This is a genomic window from Streptomyces sp. NBC_00285, assembly GCF_036174265.1.
Lineage (GTDB): Bacteria > Actinomycetota > Actinomycetes > Streptomycetales > Streptomycetaceae > Streptomyces.
The window spans coordinates 7,582,767-7,604,162 of the sequence record NZ_CP108055.1; the positions used below are offsets into that span (position 1 = coordinate 7,582,767).

19 protein-coding genes and 5 tRNA genes are annotated in these 21,396 nt (G+C 68.9%); 13 read left to right on the forward strand and 11 right to left on the reverse strand.

The features are described from left to right. The first annotated feature begins 51 nt into the window (after positions 1-51). Complete coding sequence (locus tag OHT57_RS35065; protein ID WP_328750779.1) at positions 52-243, forward strand: acyl-CoA carboxylase subunit epsilon; 192 nt, start codon at positions 52-54, stop codon at positions 241-243. Between the two features lie 151 nt (positions 244-394). Here OHT57_RS35065 and OHT57_RS35070 read toward each other — a convergent pair whose 3' ends face one another. The 8 genes from OHT57_RS35070 to OHT57_RS35105 all read right to left on the reverse strand — a co-directional run bounded on the left by OHT57_RS35070 (position 395) and on the right by OHT57_RS35105 (position 11,058). Continuing rightward, positions 395-976: a GTP-binding protein gene (locus tag OHT57_RS35070; protein ID WP_269642923.1), complete on the reverse strand. Its 582-nt coding sequence runs from the start codon at positions 974-976 to the stop codon at positions 395-397. Continuing rightward, entirely contained in the window at positions 957-1,538 is a 582-nt protein-coding gene (locus OHT57_RS35075) for a DUF742 domain-containing protein (RefSeq protein ID WP_328750780.1), read from the reverse strand. Before OHT57_RS35075 ends, OHT57_RS35070 begins: the two co-directional genes overlap by 20 nt. A gap of 100 nt (positions 1,539-1,638) precedes the next feature. Next, positions 1,639-2,052 carry a roadblock/LC7 domain-containing protein gene (locus OHT57_RS35080; RefSeq protein WP_328753410.1) on the reverse strand — a complete coding sequence of 138 codons (414 nt, stop codon included), beginning with the start codon at positions 2,050-2,052 and terminating at the stop codon, positions 1,639-1,641. Between the two features lie 10 nt (positions 2,053-2,062). Then, entirely contained in the window at positions 2,063-5,341 is a 3,279-nt protein-coding gene (locus OHT57_RS35085) for a sensor histidine kinase (RefSeq protein ID WP_328750781.1), read from the reverse strand. 403 nt (positions 5,342-5,744) lie between these two features. Further along, entirely contained in the window at positions 5,745-6,320 is a 576-nt protein-coding gene (locus OHT57_RS35090; RefSeq protein ID WP_328750782.1) for a GTP-binding protein, read from the reverse strand. Next, on the reverse strand, positions 6,301-6,699 hold the full coding sequence (locus OHT57_RS35095) for a DUF742 domain-containing protein (protein WP_328750783.1): 399 nt from the start codon (positions 6,697-6,699) through the stop codon (positions 6,301-6,303). Before OHT57_RS35095 ends, OHT57_RS35090 begins: the two co-directional genes overlap by 20 nt. A 111-nt stretch (positions 6,700-6,810) precedes the next feature. Then, positions 6,811-7,224, reverse strand: a complete 414-nt coding sequence (locus tag OHT57_RS35100) for a roadblock/LC7 domain-containing protein (RefSeq protein WP_030611534.1) — start codon at positions 7,222-7,224, stop codon at positions 6,811-6,813. Between the two features lie 9 nt (positions 7,225-7,233). Then, on the reverse strand, positions 7,234-11,058 hold the full coding sequence (locus OHT57_RS35105) for a sensor histidine kinase (protein WP_328750784.1): 3,825 nt from the start codon (positions 11,056-11,058) through the stop codon (positions 7,234-7,236). Between the two features lie 567 nt (positions 11,059-11,625). Between OHT57_RS35105 and OHT57_RS35110 the strand changes: the two genes are divergently transcribed. Beyond that, positions 11,626-11,811, forward strand: a complete 186-nt coding sequence (locus OHT57_RS35110; protein ID WP_328750785.1) for a hypothetical protein — start codon at positions 11,626-11,628, stop codon at positions 11,809-11,811. A gap of 53 nt (positions 11,812-11,864) precedes the next feature. Here the strand turns inward: OHT57_RS35110 and OHT57_RS35115 are convergent, their stop codons facing one another. Further along, the gene (locus OHT57_RS35115; RefSeq protein WP_328750786.1) at positions 11,865-12,605 is read right to left on the reverse strand and encodes a hypothetical protein; all 741 of its coding nucleotides are present in this window, start codon (positions 12,603-12,605) and stop codon (positions 11,865-11,867) included. 319 nt (positions 12,606-12,924) lie between these two features. After that, positions 12,925-13,212, reverse strand: a complete 288-nt coding sequence (locus tag OHT57_RS35120) for a peptidase inhibitor family I36 protein (protein ID WP_328750787.1) — start codon at positions 13,210-13,212, stop codon at positions 12,925-12,927. Positions 13,213-13,617: 405 nt separating this feature from the next. Here OHT57_RS35120 and OHT57_RS35125 point away from each other — a divergent pair, with 405 nt between their 5' ends. The 8 genes from OHT57_RS35125 to OHT57_RS35160 all read left to right on the forward strand — a co-directional run bounded on the left by OHT57_RS35125 (position 13,618) and on the right by OHT57_RS35160 (position 17,339). Continuing rightward, positions 13,618-14,403: a fumarylacetoacetate hydrolase family protein gene (locus OHT57_RS35125; protein ID WP_328750788.1), complete on the forward strand. Its 786-nt coding sequence runs from the start codon at positions 13,618-13,620 to the stop codon at positions 14,401-14,403. Next, positions 14,387-15,871: a glutamate--tRNA ligase gene (gene gltX, locus OHT57_RS35130; RefSeq protein ID WP_328750789.1), complete on the forward strand. Its 1,485-nt coding sequence runs from the start codon at positions 14,387-14,389 to the stop codon at positions 15,869-15,871. Before OHT57_RS35125 ends, gltX begins: the two co-directional genes overlap by 17 nt. Before the next feature lie 124 nt (positions 15,872-15,995). Next, entirely contained in the window at positions 15,996-16,730 is a 735-nt protein-coding gene (locus tag OHT57_RS35135; RefSeq protein WP_328750790.1) for an HAD family hydrolase, read from the forward strand. 91 nt (positions 16,731-16,821) lie between these two features. Continuing rightward, positions 16,822-16,893: transfer RNA gene (locus tag OHT57_RS35140), tRNA-Gln, on the forward strand. Positions 16,894-16,935: 42 nt separating this feature from the next. After that, positions 16,936-17,008 (forward strand) — tRNA-Glu (locus OHT57_RS35145). 62 nt (positions 17,009-17,070) lie between these two features. Next, a tRNA-Glu gene (locus OHT57_RS35150) sits at positions 17,071-17,143 on the forward strand. A 20-nt stretch (positions 17,144-17,163) separates the two neighbouring features. Then, positions 17,164-17,235: transfer RNA gene (locus OHT57_RS35155), tRNA-Gln, on the forward strand. A 31-nt stretch (positions 17,236-17,266) separates the two neighbouring features. Beyond that, a tRNA-Glu gene (locus tag OHT57_RS35160) sits at positions 17,267-17,339 on the forward strand. Positions 17,340-17,841: 502 nt separating this feature from the next. On the opposite strand, the gene ndgR is transcribed toward OHT57_RS35160, so the two are convergent. Next, positions 17,842-18,558, reverse strand: coding sequence for an IclR family transcriptional regulator NdgR (gene ndgR / locus OHT57_RS35170; RefSeq protein ID WP_328750791.1), 717 nt, complete (start codon positions 18,556-18,558; stop codon positions 17,842-17,844). Positions 18,559-18,748: 190 nt separating this feature from the next. Between ndgR and leuC the strand changes: the two genes are divergently transcribed. The 3 genes from leuC to OHT57_RS35185 all read left to right on the forward strand — a co-directional run bounded on the left by leuC (position 18,749) and on the right by OHT57_RS35185 (position 21,280). Beyond that, positions 18,749-20,176, forward strand: coding sequence for a 3-isopropylmalate dehydratase large subunit (leuC, locus tag OHT57_RS35175; protein ID WP_328750792.1), 1,428 nt, complete (start codon positions 18,749-18,751; stop codon positions 20,174-20,176). 2 nt (positions 20,177-20,178) lie between these two features. Further along, entirely contained in the window at positions 20,179-20,772 is a 594-nt protein-coding gene (gene leuD / locus OHT57_RS35180; protein ID WP_328750793.1) for a 3-isopropylmalate dehydratase small subunit, read from the forward strand. A gap of 277 nt (positions 20,773-21,049) precedes the next feature. Then, positions 21,050-21,280, forward strand: a complete 231-nt coding sequence (locus tag OHT57_RS35185) for a hypothetical protein (protein WP_328750794.1) — start codon at positions 21,050-21,052, stop codon at positions 21,278-21,280. The last annotated feature ends 116 nt before the right edge of the window (positions 21,281-21,396 follow it).

Here is a 21,396-nt window from a genome sequence, read left to right on the forward strand (position 1 = left end):
GGACCCTCCGCGCTACCCCCGCGGAAACCTCTCTCACGGAGACTGTGACCTATGAACACCCCTGACATCCGCGTCGAGAAGGGCCACGCGGGGCCCGAGGAAGTCGCCGCCATCACGGCGATCCTCCTGGCCCGCGCCGCCGCCCGGCCCTCCACCGCCCCCACCCACAGCGCTCACCCGAAGGCCGGCTGGCGCCGCCTGGAGCGCGAGGGCGGCTTCCGAGCCCCGCACAGCTGGCACTGAGCCCGGTGACAACGCCTGAGGGCCCCCTCTCTTTCGAGAGGGGGCCCTCAGGCGTTCAGGGGCGCGGGGAACTGCGCGACAGACAAGCCACTGGGCTGCCGCAGACGGCGTACAACCGTCCGTGGCAGCCCAGTAGCCGCAATCAGAACCCTTACCGCAGCCGTGCCATCAGCGCGTGCTCCACGAGCGTGATGAGGGCCGACTTGGCGTCCGACCGGTGGCGGGCGTCCGTCGTGATGATCGGGGTGTCCGGGCCGATCTGGAGGGCCTCGCGGACCTCGTCCGGGTTGTACGGCTGGTTGCCGTCGAACCCGTTCAGAGCGATCACGAAGGGAAGACCCGAGTTCTCGAAGTAGTCGACCGCGGGGAAGCAGTCGGCGAGGCGGCGGGTGTCGACGAGGACGATGGCGCCGATGGCGCCGCGTACGAGGTCGTCCCACATGAACCAGAAGCGGTCCTGGCCGGGTGTACCGAAGAGGTACAGGATCAGGTCCTGGTCCAGGGTGATGCGGCCGAAGTCCATGGCGACCGTGGTGGTCGTCTTGTCCCCGGTGTGGGTGAGGTCGTCGATGCCCGCTGACGCGGACGTCATCACGGCCTCGGTACGCAGCGGGTTGATCTCCGAGACGGCGCCGACGAACGTGGTCTTGCCCACGCCGAAGCCACCCGCCACCACGATCTTCGCCGAGGTGGTGGAGCGGGAAGGACCGCCGCTAGAGCTTGCGAAGTCCACTGAGCACCCTTTCGAGCAGTGTCACGTCTGGCTGGCCGCCGGCGCTCTCGTCGCCGCCGGGCTGATGGATGGCGACCAGTCCCGCCTCCGCCAAGTCGGCGACGAGGATCCTGGCCACGCCGAGGGGGATGGTCAGCAACGCCGAGATCTCGGCGACCGACTTGATCTCTCGGCAGAGATTGCAGATGCGCTGATGCTCGGGCAACTGGCCCTGCATCTGGTGCGGCTGCGCGGTGGTGTGCACCAGCGCCTCGATGGCGAGCTGGTAGCGCGGGCGGGTCCGGCCGCCGGTCATGGCGTACGGACGCACCAGGGGATTGCTTGTGCCGCCGGCAGGGGAAGGCTCCGAGGAGCGGCGCTGCGGCTGCACGGGCTGGATGCGCGGGGCCGGCGGCTGGTCGTACGGCGACGGCCCGGGACCCTGGGGGCTCTGGGGCGCGTACGGCCGCTGGCTGGGTGCGGAGGGGAAGTTGTAGCGGTTCGGGTTCTGGGAACCGTCGTTCTGACCCTGGCCAGGGCCGTACGACCAATTGCCAGATGAACCACCTGGGGGTGTTGCCACTCTCTCTCCTCCTCCGACTGTGCCGGGCACCCATCACGCTGTGTGGAGCCGCGTCCCGAAACCTTACGGCCCCGGGACGCCAAAACGCACCGTCTGTCTGTCAGTTGAGCAGGCTGCCCTGGAGCTCTGCACGCAGATCGGGTGTCAGGACCGAGCCGGCACGGTCCACCAGAAGGGCCATCTCGTACCCAATGAGACCGATGTCCGCCTCGGGGTGCGCGAGGACCGCGAGCGAGGAACCGTCGGACACGGACATGAGGAACAGGAATCCCCGCTCCATCTCCACAACCGTCTGGTTCACCGCGCCGCCCTCGAAGATGCGCGAGGCACCCGCGGTCAGCGAGGTCAGCCCCGACGCGACGGCCGCCAACTGATCGGCACGGTCGCGCGGGAAGCCGTCGGACATCGCCAGAAGGAGTCCGTCGGCGGAGACCACCACCGTGTGGGACACACCCGGGGTGTTGTCCACGAAGTTGGTGATCAACCAGTTCAGGTTCTGCGCCGCCTGGCTCATCGGGCTCACACTAACGCTCCTGGTTGTAGGTGCTGTCAGAGCCGAAGCCCTGACCGTTCGTTTCACTGCCTGCGTTGCGGCCCCGCTGCACACCGCGACGCAAATTGCTCAGCCGGCCCCGGACGTCCTCGGGAGCGCGGGAGACCGACGGGCCTCCCTGGGGGCTGGCTTCGGCGGCTCCCTCGACCAGGTTGGCCTTGGGCACCCGCCGCGGCAGACCGGAGGAGGTGACCCCGCCCGCCTTGGGCTTCTTGAGCTGGGAGGCCTGCTGCCACCGCTCGTCGTTGTTCGAGCGCCAGATGTCGCTGCTGCCGTTGCTCTCCGGCGCGGAGGCCGGCTTCTCCTGGGGCGCGTGCCGCGTGCCGTTCGCGCCGCTCCCGGTGGCGCCACGGCGGGGAAGCCCCGCGTCGGTCAGTTCGTGACCCACTGCGGCCGGGGCCGGTCCCGGCCGTTCGAAGCCTACGCGCTCACGCTCACTCACGTCAGCGGCCTGCACAGATTCCGTTTCCGGGGCGTACTGGTCCGTGTAGCCGTTCCGGTGACCGTCCGGCTGCGGCCAGTCATCCTGGTAGCGGCGCTCCTCGAAGCCCGAGAAGGTCTCCGGGGCAGCCGCGTGCACCGCCGCGGGCTCCTCCTGGACCGATTCCGGATACGAGGGCTCCGGGTAGCCGCCGCCCGGGGAGAAGGTGTCGTTCTGCGGCAGGCCGCCGTTCGGCGCGTAGTACGGCTCGTCGTACGCCGGGCGCTTCGGCTCCTCGTACGCCGTGTGCCGCTGCTCCTCGTACGGTGCCTGCTGAACCTCCTCGTACGACGTCTGCTGGTCGTAGGAGGCGGGCTGCTGCTCGGGGAAGCCGCTCAGGCCGTTGTCGTAACCGGTCTGGGGGGCGTTGCGGGGACCGTCGAACGCCTCGGTGTACGACGGGTCCGGACCCTGGAGGGCGGCCGGCTCGCCGCCGTTCTGGGACTCCAGGGCCGCACGGCGTTCCTCGCGCATCAGGGAACGGCCGACCGGGTCCAGCTCGCGTATGTCGTCCGGGACCTCGGAGTAGCGGCTGTCGTCGAAGCCGAGCTCCGCGGCCGTACGCATCGGCAGGCCGGTGTTGAAGTCCTCGCCCTGGTAGTGCTGCTGCTCCGGCATGATCTGCGAGACGGTGAACTCGTCGGTGGCCGGCTGGTGCTCGCCGCCACCGCCGTGCGTGATCGCGTCGGGCAGCATGACCAGCGAGGTGGTGCCGGCCTGCTCGCCCGAGGGACGCAGCTGGACGCGGATACCGTGCCGGTCGGACAGCCGGCCGACCACGAACAGGCCCATGCGCTGGGAGATCGCGGCGTCCACGGTCGGCGGGTTGGCCAGCTTGTGGTTGATGTCCGCGAAGTCCTCGGCGGTGAGGCCGATGCCCTTGTCGTGGATCTCGATCATGATGCGGCCGTCGGGCAGCCGGGTCGCGGTGACGCGGACCTTGGTCTGCGGCGAGGAGAACGTCGTGGCGTTCTCCAGCAGCTCGGCCAGCAGGTGCACGAGGTCGGTCACGGCGCGGCCGTGGATCTCGGCCTCCGGAACACCCGACAGCTCGACACGCTCGTACTGCTCGACCTCGGAGGAGGCGGCGCGCAGCACGTCTACCAGCGGGACCGGCTGGTCCCAGCGGCGGCCCGGCTCCTCGCCGGCGAGGACCAGGAGGTTCTCGCCGTTGCGGCGCATACGGGTCGCGAGGTGGTCCAGACGGAAGAGGTTCTCCAACTGGTCCGGGTCGGCCTCGTTGTTCTCCAGGTCGGTGATCAGGGTCAGCTGGCCCTCGATCAGCGACTGGTTGCGCCGGGACAGGTTGGTGAAGATCGCGTTGATGTTGCCCCGCAGCAGGGCCTGCTCGGAGGCCAGTCGTACGGCCTCGCGGTGGACCTGGTCGAAGGCGCGGGCGACCTCGCCGATCTCGTCCCTGGTGTTGATGGGGATCGGCTGGACCCGGGTGTCCACCCGGCCGGGGTCGGTGCGCGAGAGCTGGTCGACGAGCATCGGCAGGCGCTGCTCGGCGATGCCGAAGGCGGCGTTGCGCAGCTGGCGCATCGAGCGGGACATCTGCCGGGCGACCGCACCGGCCAGGATGAACGCGAGGAGCAGGGCGACCACGACGGCGGCACCCACGATGAACGCGTCGCGCTTGGCCTCGTCGGCGATGCTCGCGGCCTCGTTCACCGCGGTGTCGGCCAGGTCCGTCTCGATCTGACGGTAGGCGTTGTACTTGAGGGTGTTGACCGCCCACCAGTTCTCGGCGGTGATGCCGTCCTTGGCGAGCGCTGCACGGGCGCTGTCGTCCATCGACGGCAGCGTGGCGATGGCGGTGACCATCTGGGTGGGGTTGGACGGCGGCGGGACGTAGGCCGGGTTCTTGGCCGCGGCCTCCTTGGCCAGCGCCGCGCCCTCGGCCTGGATCTGCTTCTTCGCGGTGTCGAGCTTCGCCGCGTCGGCCTCGGTGCCACCGCCGATGTACTCCTCGACGGCGATGCCCTCCAGGTACGCGTACGAGGACAGGGCGACCCGCTGGCTGGCGAAGCTGCTCAGTCCCGGGCCCGGCTTGATCAGCAGGTGCATGCCGATGGAGCGCTGCAGCGACAGTGCCGCCTTGGTCAGCTCGATCGCGTAGACGGTGCGGCCGTAGCTGGTGATGTTGCCGGTGCCGAGGCCGAGCTCGTTGGCGAACTCCGTCAGCGGGTGCGCGACCTGCGTGTAGCCCTCTTCGGTCTTCACGCCGGTGAGCTTGGGGGAGGTGTAGGCGCCCGCGCGCAGCGTCTGGAGCGCACCCTCACCGTCACGGAACACCTGCAGACGGCGTTGGAGACCCGCCTTCTGCGGCATGTTCTGCGCGGCCTCGTCGAAGGCGTCGGCGGCCTGGTCGGTCTTCTTGCGGGCTGCGACGACCGTGGCGTTGTCCTGCCCCTCCCCGCTCAGCAGGGGGGCGGCGGTGCTGTCGCGCTCCTGGTAGAGGGCGTCGGCGTAGCTGAGGGAGGCCCGCACGAGGCGCGCGGTGCTCTCGGCGTCCTCGGCTTCCCGCCAGGTGTCGATCGAGCTCTTGACCTGGAAGCCGCCCATGACGAGGCCGACGATCACGGGTATGAGCAGGATCGCGTTCAGCCGGGTCGGCACCCGCCAGTTGCGCGGGGAGAAACGGCCACCGCTGGACGGCGGCGCGGCCGACTCCTGGCCGGGCACAGGGGAGGGCGCCGCTCCGCGCGGCGGCGGGGTGAAGTTGCCCCGGGCCGACGGCTCGGGACCGCTCTTGCTTCGCCTCACTCGACCAACAACCTCTCGGAGGGGTCGGCACCTTACGTTGTGCCGCAGTCTCTCAGAGCCCAGTACGCCTTCGACTAGTGAGTACGTCGTTGACTATTGGGCAGTTCACGCATTCCAGCACGACGTCCTGCGCAGCTCCAAACAGTGGTACGCATGGATTCCGTGTGATGTAAGCCCTAGATAAAACGGTCATAAAGAACGAGCCCCGCCAAATGACGGGGCCGTTGTGAGCACAGCGAGACCGGTTGGCAACCACGCGTGGCCGTACCACCCGATTCCACTGCCGAAACGTTATGAACACCGGGGCCGACCGTGTCAAAGACCACAGCCGGCTCCGGGACATCTACGACAACTGCCGTATGGCGTTGTTGATTTGGGAGCTGGTCGACACACCTTGGAGGCGCTACCGCAGGCGTGCCATCAGGGCGTGCTCGACGAGCGTGATGAGGGCCGACTTGGCGTCCGACCGGTGGCGGGCGTCCGTCGTGATGATCGGCGCGTCCGGCCCGATCTGCAAGGCCTCGCGCACCTCCTCGGGAGCGTACGGCTGGTGTCCCTCGAAGCCGTTGAGCGCGACGACGAACGGCAGGCCGCTGTTCTCGAAGTAGTCGACTGCGGGGAAGCAGTCGGCGAGACGGCGGGTGTCGACCAGGACGATGGCGCCGATGGCGCCGCGTACGAGGTCGTCCCACATGAACCAGAAGCGGTCCTGGCCGGGTGTACCGAAGAGGTACAGGATCAGGTCCTGGTCCAGGGTGATGCGGCCGAAGTCCATGGCGACCGTGGTGGTCGTCTTGCCGCCGGTGTGGGTGAGGTCGTCGATGCCCGCTGACGCGGACGTCATCACGGCCTCGGTACGCAGCGGGTTGATCTCCGAGACGGCGCCGACGAACGTGGTCTTGCCCACGCCGAAGCCACCCGCCACCACGATCTTCGCGGAGGTGGTCGCCCGCCCCGCGTCAGAGCTTGCGAAGTCCACTGAGCACCCTTTCGAGCAGCGTCACATCGGGAGCGCCGCCGTTGTTCTCGTCGCCGCCCGGCTGGTGGATGGCCACCAGGCCGGCCTCGGCGAGGTCCGCGACGAGGATCCTGGCCACACCGAGCGGCATGGCGAGCAGCGCCGAGACCTCGGCGACCGACTTCACCTCGCGGCACAGGTGGCAGATGCGCTGGTGCTCGGGGAGGAGTCCCATCAGCGACGCCGGGTCGGCCGTGGTGCTGATCAGAGCCTCGATGGCGAGCTGGTAGCGCGGCCGGGTCCGGCCGCCGGTCATCGCGTACGGACGTACCAGCGGCTGGTCGCCCTCATCCTCGTACGGCTCCGCGTACGGATCATGAGAGGCGGTGGGCGGGGTCATGAATCCTCCGGGCGGGACAGCAAGTCGGTCGGGCAAGCCGTCTGAGAGAGGCCGGTGGGGGGATTGTGGCGGCCGGACGGTGATTTCGTGAGAGGGGTGGATCCGGGCGGATCAGTGGAGCAGACTGCCTTGCAGCTCGGCTCGCAGATCCGGCGTGAGCACTGCCCCAGCGCGGTCGACCAGCAGTGCCATCTCGTAACCGACGAGGCCGATGTCGCAGTCCGGGTGCGCGAGGACCGCGAGCGAGGAACCGTCCGAGACGGACATGAGGAAGAGGAATCCCCGCTCCATCTCCACGACGGTCTGGGCCACGCTGCCGCCCTCGAAGATCCGAGAGGCACCCGCTGTCAGCGAGGTGAGCCCTGACGCGACGGCCGCCAACTGGTCGGCACGGTCACGCGGGAAACCCTCGGACATCGCCAGCAGGAGGCCGTCGGCGGACACGACGACGGTGTGGGACACCCCTGGGGTGTTGTCCACGAAGTTGGTGATCAACCAGTTGAGGTTCTGTGCCGCCTGGCTCATCGGGCTCAACTAACGCTCCTGCTGGTGAGTGGGGTTCGGGAAGCTGCCCGTCTGGCCGTTACCGCCGACCTGACGACCTTGTGCGATACCCCGACGGAGATTGGTCAGCCGGCCGCGAACGTCGTCAGGCGAACGCGAGACCTGCGGACCGGTTTGGTGCTGTTGCTGCTGAGCCGTACCCGGGACGAGATTCGCCCTGGGCACCCGGCGCGGCAGACCGGACGTGGTGACACCGCCCGCGGCCGGCTGGCGCACACGCTCCGCCTGCCGGACGAGGTCGTCATTGGGTGAGCTGCGCCAGCCCCCGGAGGCCGCGGGCCTCTGCGGAGCGGCGGCAGGACTCAACGGAGCCGCCGGTTCCTGGTGCGGGGCCGACGCGGGGGAGGAGCCGGTGCCGTTGGACGGCTGCTCCTGTCCCTGCGGGCCGCCGTGGAACCAGTTGGTCTCCAGCGTGTCGTACAGCGGCGTACGACCGTCGCCGGGGCCCGAGGCCGGCGGCAGCGCCTCCGGCTCCTGGCGGGCGGGCCGCTGCTGCGGACGTGGCGGCATCGGCGGCCGCGGGGCACCGAAGTCGGCACCGTTGGTCTGGGGGCGGTCGAACTGGCCGGTGGACGCGGGGTCCTGACGGCCAGGCAGGGAATGCTGCCCGGTGGAACCGCCGTCGTAGCCCGGCACCGGGAACTGGCCCGTCGAGCCGCTGTCGTACGCCTGCGGGCTCGCGAACTGCCCGGTGTCCCGAGAGCCGCCGTTCTGCCCGGCCGGCGGGGTGGCGAAGATGTCCGTGCGGACGAACTGACCGGTGTCCTGCGGGGCGTTCGTGCCCGGCCGCGGGAACTGGCCGGAGTTCTGGGGACCGTTCGCACCCGGCCGCGGGAACTGGCCGGTGTTCTGCGGGGTGTTGAAGTCCGGGCGCGGGAACTCCGACGTGCCGGCCGCGTTCGCCGGACTGTGGTGCTCGTCGATCCGCGGCATGCGGGACGTGGCGGCCGGGTCCTGCTCGTCGTGACCGCGCGGGACGTCGAGGGAGGCGCGCGGCACCGGGGGCTGCGCGTTGTCGTCGCTCCAACTGGGCGTGCGGGGCTGCGGGTTGTTGCCGCCCGGCAGCTCGGCCCGCGGACCACCGCGACCCGGCAGCTGCGGCCGACGGCGCCGGCTCTGCTCGGGAGCCTTGCCGGCGTTCGGGGACTGCGGCTGCGGGGGTACGGTGCCCCGGCCGCCGAACGCGTCCTGGCCACCACCGAAAGCGTCCTGACCGCTGAAGGCGTCCTGGGTGTTGAAGGCGTCCTGCCCCGGTCCACCGGTGCCCGCGGCCTGGAGGCCCTGCGGGGCGCCCGGAGCCTGGCCACCGAACCCGGCACCCGCGCCGGCCGGAGCGGGCCGGCCCTGCGGAGGCATACCCGGACCCTGCGGTCCACGCGGTCCGCCCGGCGCACCGGGACGACCGCCCTGGCCGGTGCCGGGCAGCGCGGCGCGCGGTCCCTGACCGGCGTTGAGGCGACCGCCCGAGGGGGCACCGGCGCCGAGAGCGCCACCGCCCGCACCGCCGGGCGCGCCGCCGAGGGCACCGCCACCCGGGCCGTTGCCACGGCGGGCCCCGGCGACACCGGCCGCGGCCTGAGCCGAGGCGGGAACACCGGGGATGCCCTGACCGGGCTTCGGCTGGGGCTTCTTGCCGCCCTGGGCGACATCGACGGGCAGCATGACCAGCGCGGTCGTACCACCGGAGTCGGACGGGCGAAGCTGGATGCGGATGCCGTGGCGCTGCGACAGGCGGCCGACCACGAACAGACCCATGCGGCGGGAGACGGACACGTCCACGGTGGGCGGCGAGGCGAGCCGCTCGTTGATCGCGGCGAGGTCCTCGGGGGAGAGGCCGATGCCGGTGTCGTGGATCTCGATCAGGACGCGGCCGTCGGGCAGCGCGTGACCGGTGACCTTGACCTTGGTCTGCGGGGAGGAGAACGACGTGGCGTTCTCCAGCAGCTCGGCGAGCAGGTGCACGAGGTCGTTGACCACGCGGCCGGCGACCTCGGTGGTGGGGACCGACGACAGCTCGATGCGCTCGTACTGCTCCACCTCGGAGGCGGCGGCGCGGAGCACGTCGACCAGCGGGACCGGACGGGTCCAGCGGCGGCCGGGCTCCTCACCGGCGAGGACGAGGAGGTTCTCGCCGTTACGGCGCATGCGGGTCGCGAGGTGGTCGAGCTTGAACAGCGAGGACAGCTGGTCCGGGTCGGCCTCGCGGGACTCCAGCTCGGAGATGAGCGACAGCTGACGCTGGATGAGGCCCTGGGAGCGGCGCGAGAGGTTGGTGAACATCGCGTTGACGTTGCCCCGCAGCAGGGCCTGCTCGGCGGCGAGGCGGACCGCCTCGCGGTGCACGTCGTCGAAGGCCGCGGCCACCCGGCCGATCTCGTCCCGGGAGTGCACACCGACCGACTCCACGGACGTGTCGACGTCCTGCGGGTCGGACTCGGACAGCTGCTTGACCAGCTCGGGCAGCCGGTCCTGGGCGACCTTGGTGGCCGTCTCCTGGAGGCGGCGCAGCGAGCGGATCATGGACCGGGCGACGACGAAGGCGCCGACCAGGGAGACACCCAGCACGAGCAGGATCAGCGCACCGGAGATGATCGCCTCGCGCTCGGACGCGTTGCGCAGCTCGCGAGCCTTCTGCTCCATGTCCTCGAGCAGCGTGTGCTCGATACGGCCCATCTCCTGGATCTTGGTCGAGCTGTCGTCGACCCAGTCCTTGTAGGAGCGCTTGTCCAGGTCGGCAAGACCGTCCGCCCGGCCGAAAGCCCGGCCCGCGTACTGCTCGGAGGCCTCGATGTTCGAGTTGCCGTCCTCGATGGGCTGCAGGAGCTGCTCGGCGTCGTTGTCGCCGTAGATGCTCCGGAAGGTGCTGAGCTCGGACGCCTCACTGTCGAGCGCGCCCTGGCCGTACAGCCGGTCCGTGTCGGAGAGGCTGCCCACCGTCTTGTTGGACGCGGGCAGCGCCGCCGCGAGGATCGCACGCTGGCTGGACGCGTACTCCTTCGCGGAGGAGAAGGCCGACAGGGCACGCGTGCGCTGGATCATCTCCGGGTTGCTGGTGGCCTCGGCCATGTCCTGGGAGAGGTCCAGCAGGTGGGTGATCAGACGGTGGTACGACTCCACCGTCTGCGTGGCGTTGCCCTTGCTCTCGAAGGCGTCGCTGCGAATGCTGCTCAGTGTGTCCAGGTCGCGGACCAGCCCGACGAGGCTGTCGCGGACGCCCTGGAGATTGCCGTCCTGGCTCGAGGTGTCGATGTCCTCGGCGGTGTTGATGAAGTTGGTCGCGGCCCGGTCCGTCTTGTTCCGGTAGCCCTTGACCGTGATGTTGCTCGCGGTGGAGTCGTGCGCCAGCGGGCCGGCCGACTGGTCGCGCTCCTCCTGGAGTGCGGCGGCCAGCTCGGTGGCCTGCTTCGTCATCTCCGTCAGCAGCTTCATGTTGTCGAGCTGCTGGATGTCGTCCATGGAGTCGTTGATGCGCAGCGCGCCCAGCGAGGTGGCTGCCACCACGGGGAGCGCGAGCAGCGACACCAGGCGCGTGGAGATGCGCCAGTTGCGCAGGGCCATGCGCGATCCGGGGCCGCTCTGACTCTTCGGGGGCTTCACCGGTGGCGTGGCCGGGGCCGCTGGGCCCGTGGACACCGACGGGCCGAGGCGCCCGGGGCCGGAACCGCTGTCACTGGACGCGGCCTGGCCCGGGTTCTGGGCGTGCTGGGCGGAGGGACCGCCTGCGTTGGGGCCGGTCCCGCTGTGCCGCTCCGGCTCGGCCGAAGCGCTGCCATCCCTCTTGAAACGTCCCTGCACTAGCGTCGCAACCTCTGGACCAGGCACCTCTCCGCAGAACGAAGAAGCACGGTGTCGGCGTTGTGGGGAGCGCCCTGAATACGCACCCCGGTGGATCGTGAGTGACCGGCGCTGGTTCCCCCTTCTTACCGCCGCTCGGCGCTTCTTCTGCGCCCCCTGTGCGCCGGCTCGATCCCGCGGCGGTCCGTGGAATTCCAGCACAGTGCCGGATCTCCAACAAGGTCCGTGGGTCAGACCGTGACCTACGTGACACCTCGTGAGGGCGGTGTCACCGGGTGTGGAATGCGTTTTCGTCGATACCGGACATAAGTCCGCGAGTCTCCCCATGTTGCCGGGTGTCCCAGTCGCCATGATCAGGAGCGGAATGATAGCTTCAGGGGGTCAATGTCCGTTTCGGTAGGGTGAGTTGAGACTTGCAATTGTCCGGTTTGCCCACAGGTCAGTGAGCAAACTCACATGCCGATCATGAAGTCTCCGCGGGACCGACGGGGAATGGCATGTTTAGCCTGACGCTTTACAAGAAGGCCGTATCTGTCCAACCCCCGACATCCGAGGTCGAGTACAACCGTGAAGACGACGATGATGTTCCGCAACATTGCCAACCCGCGGCGCACGACGCTGGTGCACCTCAAGGATGCCGGCGAGCTGGCGGCCCCGGAGCAGCCGGAGCACTCGCTCGACCTCCCGGCCCAGACCGCCAACCCCCGGCGCACGATCCTGATGGAGATTCCGGTCGCCGCCGCCGCAGAGTAGCCGCCGCGGAACGCTCGACGAGGCTCCCCGGCCACCGGGGAGCCTTCTTCATGTCATGCGCCGGCGAGTATCTTCCTGGCCGCACTCAGCTTCTTCTGGTGAAGCCCGCCCAGTCTTTTCAGCGCTGTCACGTCCGTCCTGATCATTTCCTTCTGGATCGAGGACTCGGCGTCGAACCAGATCTCCGGAAGATCGGTCCGCTGTTTGCACGCGACGTCGGCCACCGCCGTCTTCTTCTCGTCGGCCGACAGCTTTCCCCGAAGGAAGGCGGGCGTCTGCAGCGCGTCCATCGGGGAGGCGTAGTCGTAGCTCTTCTGCTTCATGCAGGAGGACCATTTCTCGAAGACCGCCCGGACTGCCGAGGCCTTCTGGGAGGTCTCGTAGCTCTCCGTCGAAATGCGGCTCGCCACCTCGGCGCCCGCTTTGTCCTCGTACGGCCTGCGGAAGCCCAGAACCGCCGAACCAAGGCAGCCTTCGTCCGGTATTTTCTTTCCTCGGTATTCCAGTCCCGGGCTTTTCGTCGCCCCCTCTCCGAGGGACCTCTTTCCGTAGAGGACCTTGATCTGGTCCTTGGTGAGGCTGGCTTCCGGCGTTTCCTGTTGCGGCGGCACCCGGTATCCGTAGCGAGCCGCGCTGTCCATGTCCGTCAGCCCGTACCGGCGATCCTGTGCGACGGCCGGGGCCGGGTTCTTCGTGGGCCGGTACGTGAGGCCGAAGTGTTTCATGCAGTCGCGGGTCAGGATCTGCTCGGCCGACCGGATCACCTCGTAGTCGGCGTCGCTGTAGCTGTACACGGCGATGGGCAGTCGGAAGGTGTAGCCGGTCTTCGCAGCCGGCGACGGGCTCGGGCCGGTCTCCGGTGCCGCGGGAGGGGGAGTGGAGGGGCTCTGTGCCGACGGCTCGTGCGAGGCGCAGCCGACCAGGAGCAAGAGGGACAGAACAGGGATCGCCAAACGTCTCATGAATCCAGATGCCTCTTGGAATGAACGACTGGAATGTACGACCGGAATGTAGGACCGGAACCGGAACTTCCTGAAAACAGCGGATCCCCGCACAGGGCTGGTCGCCTTGCGCGGGGTCGGGTGCTGATCCTCTACGGCTGCAGGTGGCGGGTCAGTTCCACTTGTAGCAGTTGGAGCCGTTGCGGTCGAAGTCGAAAGAGGCGTTCTCGTTGTACGTCCTGGCCAGCTTGTCGGTGGAGGCCATGGGGGCGAACGTGTCGCAGGCGCCGCCGAAGTTGCTGAGGTAGAACACCGTGGCAATGCTGTCGGGGCTCGCGTTCCAGAAAGACGCCGCGTTGTTCTTCACGGCCTGGCCCTTACCGGTGCCGGAGGAAAGGAACGTGTAACCCGCAAGGTTGGACACACCGTCGGTCGTGAAAGCGGTGTGCGAACCCGACATGCTGCTGTTGTAATAGAAGAGTGCGCAGTCGGTCGCCCAGTCGGGACAGCTGTCTCTCGCTGCCGCGTCTGCCGTCGGGGCCATACCCAGAACCGCCACGGCCGCAGCGGGAACCGTCAATGCCAGAGAAAGGGCCTTACGCGTCCACTTCATGGGATCCCCTCGTTTGTGAATGCACTGAGTGACATTCGCGTGGATCACCCTAAAGAGGATCAAGGGATCACGACAAGCGCTTTCCGGCCAGCGACTTGGCCGAGGTGTGACGGGTCCGCGCACCTCGGACGACCGGCCCGCCGCCCGATGGCCAAGGGCCGGGACCGGTTAGCCTGGAGCGTCCAGAGTCGGCTGTCGAACGCGAAGTCGGCCGACGCACGCACAGTTCTCAGTGAGGGGCGCCAGGATCCCGTGCGCATCGCCAGATTCTCCATCGACGGGAACGTCGCCTTCGGCGCGGTCGAGGGCGACAGGCCGGACGAGCTCGTCCTCGACATCATCAAGGGCATCCCGTTCGCGGACTTCCAGCTCTCCGGTACGAAGGTCCCGCTGAGCAAGGTCAGGCTGCTGCCCCCGGTGCTCCCCAACAAGATCGTGGCCTTCGGCCGCAACTACGCAGAGCACGCACGCGAGTTGGGCAACGAGGTTCCGGACGCGCCGTTCGCCTTCTTCAAGCCCTCCACCTCGGTGATCGGCTCCGGCGACGACATCCAGTACCCCGCCTTCTCCGCGGACGTCCATCATGAGGCCGAACTGGCCGTCGTCATCGGCCGTATGTGCCGCGAGGTGCCGCGCGAGCGCGTCAAGGACGTCATCTTCGGCTACACCTGCGCCAACGACGTCACCGCCCGTGACGTCCAGAAGCGCGAGAAGCAGTGGGCGAGGGCGAAGGGCTTCGACACCGCCTGCCCGCTGGGCCCCTGGGTGGAGACAGGGCTGGACGTCGAGACGGCCTCCGACCTGACGATCCAGCTCACCGTCAACGGTGAGCAGCGCCAACTCGGCCGCACCAGCGAGATGATCCACTCCATCGAGGATCTGATCGTCAACATCACCGAGGCCATGACGCTGCTCCCCGGCGACGTGATCCTCACGGGCACCCCGGCAGGCGTCGGGCCGCTCACCGTCGGCGACGAGGTCGCCGTCACCATCGAAGGCATCGGCACTCTCACCAACAAGGTTGTCAAGCGTGGCTAGCGCACCCGTACGCGTCCGTTTCTGCCCCTCGCCGACCGGTAACCCGCACGTGGGCCTGGTCCGCACCGCCCTGTTCAACTGGGCGTTCGCCCGGCACCACCAGGGCACGCTCGTCTTCCGTATCGAGGACACCGACGCGGCCCGCGACTCCGAGGAGTCGTACGAGCAGCTCCTGGACTCGATGCGCTGGCTGGGCTTCGACTGGGACGAGGGCCCCGAGGTCGGAGGCCCGCACGCGCCGTACCGCCAGTCCCAGCGGATGGACCTCTACAAGGAGGTCGCGCAGAAGCTCCAGGACGCCGGCCGCGCCTACCACTGCTACTGCTCCACCGAGGAACTGGACGCCCGCCGCGACGCCGCCCGCGCCGCAGGCAAGCCGTCCGGCTACGACGGCCACTGCCGCGACCTGACCGAGGCGCAGACCGAGGAGTACAAGGCCGAGGGCCGTACGCCGATCGTCCGCTTCCGCATGCCCGACGAGACGATCACCTTCACGGACCTGGTCCGCGGCGAGCTGACCTTCACCGCGGAGAACGTGCCGGACTACGGGATCGTACGAGCCAACGGGGCGCCCCTGTACACGCTCGTGAACCCGGTCGACGACGCGCTGATGGAGATCACGCACGTCCTGCGCGGCGAGGACCTGCTCTCCTCTACCCCCCGCCAGATCGCCCTGTACAAGGCGCTGATCGAGCTGGGCGTAGCCAAGTCGGTACCCGCGTTCGGGCATCTGCCCTACGTCATGGGCGAGGGCAACAAGAAGCTCTCCAAGCGTGACCCGGAGTCCTCGCTCAACCTCTACCGTGAGCGCGGCTTCCTCCCCGAGGGTCTGCTCAACTACCTCTCCTTGCTCGGCTGGTCGCTCTCGGCCGACCAGGACATCTTCACGATGGACGAGATGGTCGCGGCCTTCGAGATCGCCGACGTGAACCCCAACCCGGCACGCTTCGACCTGAAGAAGTGCGAGGCGATCAACGCCGACCACATCCGTCTCCTGGACGTGAAGGACTTCACGGAGCGCTGCGCCCCCTGGCTGCGGGCCCCGTTCGCCCCGTGGGCGCCGGAGCGCTTCGACGAGTCGAAGTGGCAGGCGATCGCCCCGCACGCCCAGACCCGTCTCAAGGTCCTGTCGGAGATCACGGACAGCGTCGACTTCCTCTTCCTCGACCGGCCGGTCTCCGACGAGGCGTCCTGGGCGAAGGCGATGAAGGAGGGCTCCGACGCCCTGCTCCGCACGGCCCGCGAGAAGCTGGAGGCGGCCGACTGGACCTCCGCGGAGTCCCTGAAGGAGGCCGTCCTGGCCGCCGGTGAGATCCACGGCCTCAAGCTGGGCAAGGCCCAGGCGCCGGTCCGCGTCGCCGTCACCGGCCGCACGGTCGGCCTGCCCCTCTTCGAGTCCCTCGAGATCCTGGGCAAGGAGACGACGCTGGCCCGGATCGACGCGGCGCTGGAGAAGCTGGCCGGGTAGGGCACACGCGCGTGAGGGGCGGCACCGGATCACCGGGGCCGCCCCTCCGGCGTTCCCGGGGTTCCCCGTGCTGACAACGACCGACCGGCAGACGCGGCCCCGGCCCCGGAGCTACCGTCGGATCATGAGCATTCGGGCCGTGGTGTGGGACGTCGACGACACGCTCTTCGACTACTCGGGGGCCGACCGCATCGGCATGCGCCTGCACCTGACGGCCGAGGGACTGCTGGCGGCGTACGACACCGTCGAGCAGGCCATCGTGCGCTGGCGCGCGATCACCGACGCCCAGTGGGCGCGGTTCTCGGCGGGGGAGGTCGACTTCCAGGGGCAGCGGCGGGACCGCGTGCGGGTGTTCCTCGGCCAGGAGCTGACCGATGCGGAGGCGGACGCCTGGTTCCAGCGGTACATCGCGCACTACGAGACCGCCTGGGCCCTCTTCCCGGACGTCCTGCCCGTCCTCGACACCCTCGCCACGAGCCACCGGCACGCGGTGCTGTCCAACTCCAGCATCCGCGTCCAGGACCACAAGCTGCGCGTTCTCGGCGTCCACGACCGCTTCGAGGTCATCCTGTGCGCCGCCGAACTGGGCGTCTCCAAGCCCGAGGCCGGCGCCTTCCTCGCGGCCTGCGACGCCCTGGAGCTGGCCCCGCAGGAGGTGGCGTACGTCGGCGACCACCCGGAGATCGACGGGCGGGGTGCCGCCGAGGCCGGGCTGCTGTCCGTCTGGATCGACCGGTACGGCGGTGTGCACACGGAAGCCACCACGCCCACCGGCCCGAAGCGGATCGCCTCGCTGGCCGAACTCCCCGCGATCCTCGGCGCGGATACCCGTTTTGGAGCCCCGTCCACCTTCGGGTAATGTTCTTCCTGCGCCGCCGGGGAGCGGGCCGAAAGGCCGGAAACCGGAGGAGCACACTAGAACAAGATCCCTTCAGGGGCTTGAGTTCCAGTGGCCTATGGTGTAATTGGCAGCACGACGGTTTCTGGTTCCGTTAGTCTTGGTTCGAGTCCAGGTAGGCCAGCTCGCAGAGCTCATCTGCAAAAGCGGAGACCAGCTCCGCGAAGCCCCCGTTGTGTAGCGGCCTAGCACGCTGCCCTCTCACGGCAGTAGCGCCGGTTCGAATCCGGTCGGGGGTACAGATCCTTCCCGGAGGGTCAGTCAGGGTCGCACCCGCTGACCCTCATGCAGGATCGCTAGGGCCCCCGTTGTGTAGCGGCCTAGCACGCTGCCCTCTCACGGCAGTAGCGCCGGTTCGAATCCGGTCGGGGGTACGCATTTCGTTCAATCGCATTGGTCTATGGTGTAATTGGCAACACTACGGTTTCTGGTACCGTCATTCTTGGTTCGAGTCCAGGTAGACCAGCTTGGACCTGCGGAAACGCAGGATCGCTAGGGCCCCCGTTGTGTAGCGGCCTAGCACGCCGCCCTCTCAAGGCGGTAGCGCCGGTTCGAATCCGGTCGGGGGTACGTCGAGGAAGGCCCTCCACTTCGGTGGGGGGCCTTCTGCGTTCCCGCCGTCCTACCCGAAGCCGTACCGTCGCGTCGACTCCTCCTCCTGGGCCGGCCGGTGCATCAACTCGGCGTACGGCGTGAGCTGTTCGGCCCCCCTCAGTCGCAGCCGAGCCGGCGGAACGCGGCTACCGCCACCACCAGCGAACGGTACGCGGGGGAGATGGTCGTGAGCCGCTTGGTGTTCTCCCAGCCGAGGCGGTCCAGGAGAGCGGCGACCTCCTGGTGCGCGGCCCGTACGTGCTCGTCGTCCTCGCCGGGCTCCGGTACCTGGGGCAGCGCGGCGGGGCCGGTCGGCGAAGGAGCGGTTCGCCTACAAGTCCGACAGCGCGGCGAAGTAGGGGGCCGCGCACCGGCCGTGACGGCGGATGCCGTGCGCGCCTGGGTGGGGCGTCGTCCTGCCGGTCCCGGGCCTGCCGCGGCGTTGAGGCCGGTCCGGTTCCGAGGGGGACGCGCTCGCTCAGCCCGTGCGGCGCAGTGCCTCGGAGAGGCGGGCGGCGGCGTCGATGATCGCCTGGGCGTGCATACGGCCCGGGTGGCGCGACAGGCGCTCGATGGGACCGGAGACCGAGACGGCGGCCACCACGCGGTTGGAGGGGCCGCGCACGGGTGCGGAGACGGAGGCGACGCCCGGCTCGCGCTCGCCGATGGACTGGGCCCAGCCGCGGCGCCGTACACCCGACAGGGCCGTCGCCGTGAAACGGGCGCCCTGCAGGCCCCGGTGCAGGCGCTCGGGCTCCTCCCAGGCCATGAGGATCTGGGCCGAGGAGCCCGCCTTCATGGTGAGCGTCGAGCCGACCGGGACGGTGTCCCTGAGGCCGGACAGTCGCTCCGCCGCGGCCACGCAGATGCGCATGTCGCCCTGGCGGCGGTAGAGCTGGGCGCTCTCGCCCGTGATGTCACGGAGGTGGGTGAGCACCGGCCCCGCCGTGGCGAGGAGGCGATCCTCGCCGGCGGCCGCGGCCAGCTCGGCGAGGCGCGGGCCCAGAATGAAACGGCCCTGCATGTCGCGTGCCACCATGCGGTGGTGTTCCAGAGCCACGGCCAGCCGGTGGGCCGTGGGTCGTGCCAGTCCGGTCGCAGCGACCAAGCCCGCGAGGGTGGCCGGACCGGACTCCAGAGCGCTGAGGACAAGGGCTGCCTTGTCCAGAACGCCGACGCCGCTACTGTTGTCCATGAAACGATACTCACGTCTCACTCTGTGAAACGCAAGTTCCTTTTTCCGTGAGACGCGCAACCCTTGTAGGCACAGTGGCCCGCGGATCAACGGGCCTGGCGGCGGGTGCCCGGGAACAGGGGCCGTGGGTGCCGCCTCCACAAGATCTTCTAGTTGGGTCGGCGCACTTTGGCCGACCGAAGGGAAAGCGATGGGTAGGACACTCGCGGAGAAGGTCTGGGACGACCATGTCGTCAGGCGCGCCGAGGGCGAGCCCGACCTCCTCTTCATCGATCTGCACCTGCTGCACGAGGTGACCAGCCCGCAGGCCTTCGACGGTCTGCGCAAGAGCGGTCGCCAGGTGCGGCGTCTCGACCTGACCATCGCCACCGAGGACCACAACACTCCGACCGTCGACATCGACAAGCCCATCGCGGACCCGGTCTCCCGGATCCAGCTGGAGACGCTGCGCAAGAACTGCGCCGACTTCGGGGTGCGGCTGCACCCGCTGGGCGACGTCGAGCAGGGCGTCGTGCACGTCGTCGGCCCGCAGCTGGGCCTGACCCAGCCGGGTATGACGGTGGTCTGCGGTGACTCCCACACCTCCACGCACGGCGCCTTCGGCGGACTGGCGTTCGGCATCGGCACCTCCCAGGTGGAGCACGTGCTGGCCACCCAGACGCTGCCGCTGGTCCGCCCGAAGACCATGGCCATCACGGTCGACGGTGACCTGCCCGACGGCGTCACCGCCAAGGACCTGATCCTCGCGATCATCGCCAGGATCGGCACCGGCGGCGGCCAGGGCTACGTCCTGGAGTACCGCGGCTCCGCCATCGAGAAGCTCTCGATGGAGGCCCGCATGACCATCTGCAACATGTCGATCGAGGCCGGTGCCCGCGCGGGCATGATCGCCCCCGACCAGATCACCTTCGACTACCTCGAGGGCCGTCCGCACGCTCCCAAGGGCGAGGACTGGGACGCGGCCGTCGCGTACTGGAAGACGCTGAAGACGGACGAGGACGCCGAGTTCGACGCCGAGGTCGTCATCGCGGCCGCCGAACTGTCGCCGTTCGTCACCTGGGGCACCAACCCGGGCCAGGGCGCGCCCCTTTCGGCGGACGTCCCCGATCCTGCTTCGTACGAAGACGCTTCGGAGCGCTTCGCCGCCGAAAAGGCCCTGGAGTACATGGGGTTGGAGGCCGGACAGCCGCTGCGCTCCATCAAGGTGGACACCGTCTTCGTAGGTTCGTGCACCAACGGCCGTATCGAGGACCTGCGCGCCGCCGCCGAGCTCGTCAAGGGCCGCAAAGTCGCCGACGGCGTACGGATGCTGGTCGTCCCCGGCTCCGCGCGGGTGGGTCTGCAGGCCGTCTCGGAGGGCCTGGACGTGGTCTTCAAGGATGCTGGCGCCGAATGGCGGCACGCGGGCTGCTCGATGTGTCTGGGCATGAACCCGGACCAGCTGGCCCCCGGTGAGCGCTCCGCGTCCACCTCCAACCGCAACTTCGAGGGCCGACAGGGCAAGGGCGGTCGTACGCACCTGGTGTCGCCGCAGGTGGCGGCCGCGACCGCCGTACTGGGCCACCTGGCCTCGCCCGCCGACCTGTCCGACGCCCCTGTCGCCGCTGGAGTCCGATAGCCATGGAAGCATTCACCACGCACACCGGCCGGGCCGTCCCGCTGCGCCGCTCCAACGTCGACACCGACCAGATCATCCCTGCTCACTGGCTCAAGAAGGTGACGCGGGACGGGTTCGAGGACGGACTGTTCGAGGCCTGGCGCAAGGACGGGAAATTCATCCTCAACCAGCCCGAGCGCAAGGGTGCGACCGTCCTGGTCGCGGGCCCCGACTTCGGCACCGGTTCCTCCCGTGAGCACGCCGTGTGGGCGCTGCAGAACTACGGCTTCAAGGCCGTCATCTCCTCCCGCTTCGCCGACATCTTCCGCGGCAACTCGCTCAAGAACGGCCTGCTCACGGTGGTTCTGGAGCAGAAAACCGTGGACGCGCTGCAGGAGCTCTCGGAGAACGACCCCGAAGCCGAGATCACGGTTGACCTGGAGAGCCGCCAGGTCCGCGCCGAGGGCATCACCGCGAGCTTCGAGCTGGACGAGAACTCCCGCTGGCGGCTGCTGAACGGGCTGGACGACATCTCCATCACCCTCAAGAACGAGGCCGACATCGCCGCGTACGAGGCCAAGCGCCCCTCGTACAAGCCGCGGACGCTGCAGGCGTGACCGCGCCCCTCCTTCGGAGCAACTGAACAGGTCGAGTTTCGGCCACGCGAACACCCCCGCCGTACCCCCGATCAGCCCGATCGGGGGTACGGCCGTGTCTGCACCCGTACGGCCCCGCGCGGCGCGACACGCCCGCTCAACTTCCCACGTTAAGAAGGGTGTTGTCGGGGTACGCGTGCCTTGTAGCCGTGGCTTCCGTATGTGCCCGGAAGGCCGTTTGAGGCGGCAGTTGCACCCCTAGCAGGCGACAACTCGCCCCAGATGGCACAATCTGTGCATGGAACACGACGGCCAACTCAAGCTCTATGCGGCAGTCGCGGACCAACTCAAGGAAGCGCACGCAAGAGTGCGCGCACTGCAAGTCCCGGAGGGCGTACGGATGGCGCTGACCCGGAAGCTGCTGGTCATTACGGCCGCGGCCAAGCACGACGTCGTCGAAGCGACAAGGCGTCTGGAGCGGTTCACCGCTGACCTCGACGCGGGACGAATCCCGGAAGAGGAACGCTGAACAAGTCCAGAGCTGCCGAGTTCGTTGCGGCACAAGGGTGATAAGCCCGTTTCGTGTTTGATTTGCGGTATATATCTGCCTAACGTGCGAAAAAGCTTGAACACTTTCGTTCTGGC

What these genes read in the sequence shown, in the direction of transcription:
- ndgR (WP_328750791.1), bottom strand. Translation starts at nt 18,558, where the DNA reads ATGGACAACAGTAGCGGCGTCGGCGTTCTGGACAAGGCAGCCCTTGTC.
- OHT57_RS35185 (WP_328750794.1), top strand. Translation starts at nt 21,050, where the DNA reads ATGGAACACGACGGCCAACTCAAGCTCTATGCGGCAGTCGCGGACCAA.
- OHT57_RS35135 (WP_328750790.1), top strand. Translation starts at nt 15,996, where the DNA reads ATGAGCATTCGGGCCGTGGTGTGGGACGTCGACGACACGCTCTTCGAC.
- OHT57_RS35095 (WP_328750783.1), bottom strand. Translation starts at nt 6,699, where the DNA reads ATGACCCCGCCCACCGCCTCTCATGATCCGTACGCGGAGCCGTACGAG.
- OHT57_RS35100 (WP_030611534.1), bottom strand. Translation starts at nt 7,224, where the DNA reads ATGAGCCAGGCGGCACAGAACCTCAACTGGTTGATCACCAACTTCGTG.
- OHT57_RS35120 (WP_328750787.1), bottom strand. Translation starts at nt 13,212, where the DNA reads ATGTCGGGTTCGCACACCGCTTTCACGACCGACGGTGTGTCCAACCTT.
- OHT57_RS35065 (WP_328750779.1), top strand. Translation starts at nt 52, where the DNA reads ATGAACACCCCTGACATCCGCGTCGAGAAGGGCCACGCGGGGCCCGAG.
- OHT57_RS35080 (WP_328753410.1), bottom strand. Translation starts at nt 2,052, where the DNA reads ATGAGCCAGGCGGCGCAGAACCTGAACTGGTTGATCACCAACTTCGTG.
- leuD (WP_328750793.1), top strand. Translation starts at nt 20,179, where the DNA reads ATGGAAGCATTCACCACGCACACCGGCCGGGCCGTCCCGCTGCGCCGC.
- leuC (WP_328750792.1), top strand. Translation starts at nt 18,749, where the DNA reads ATGGGTAGGACACTCGCGGAGAAGGTCTGGGACGACCATGTCGTCAGG.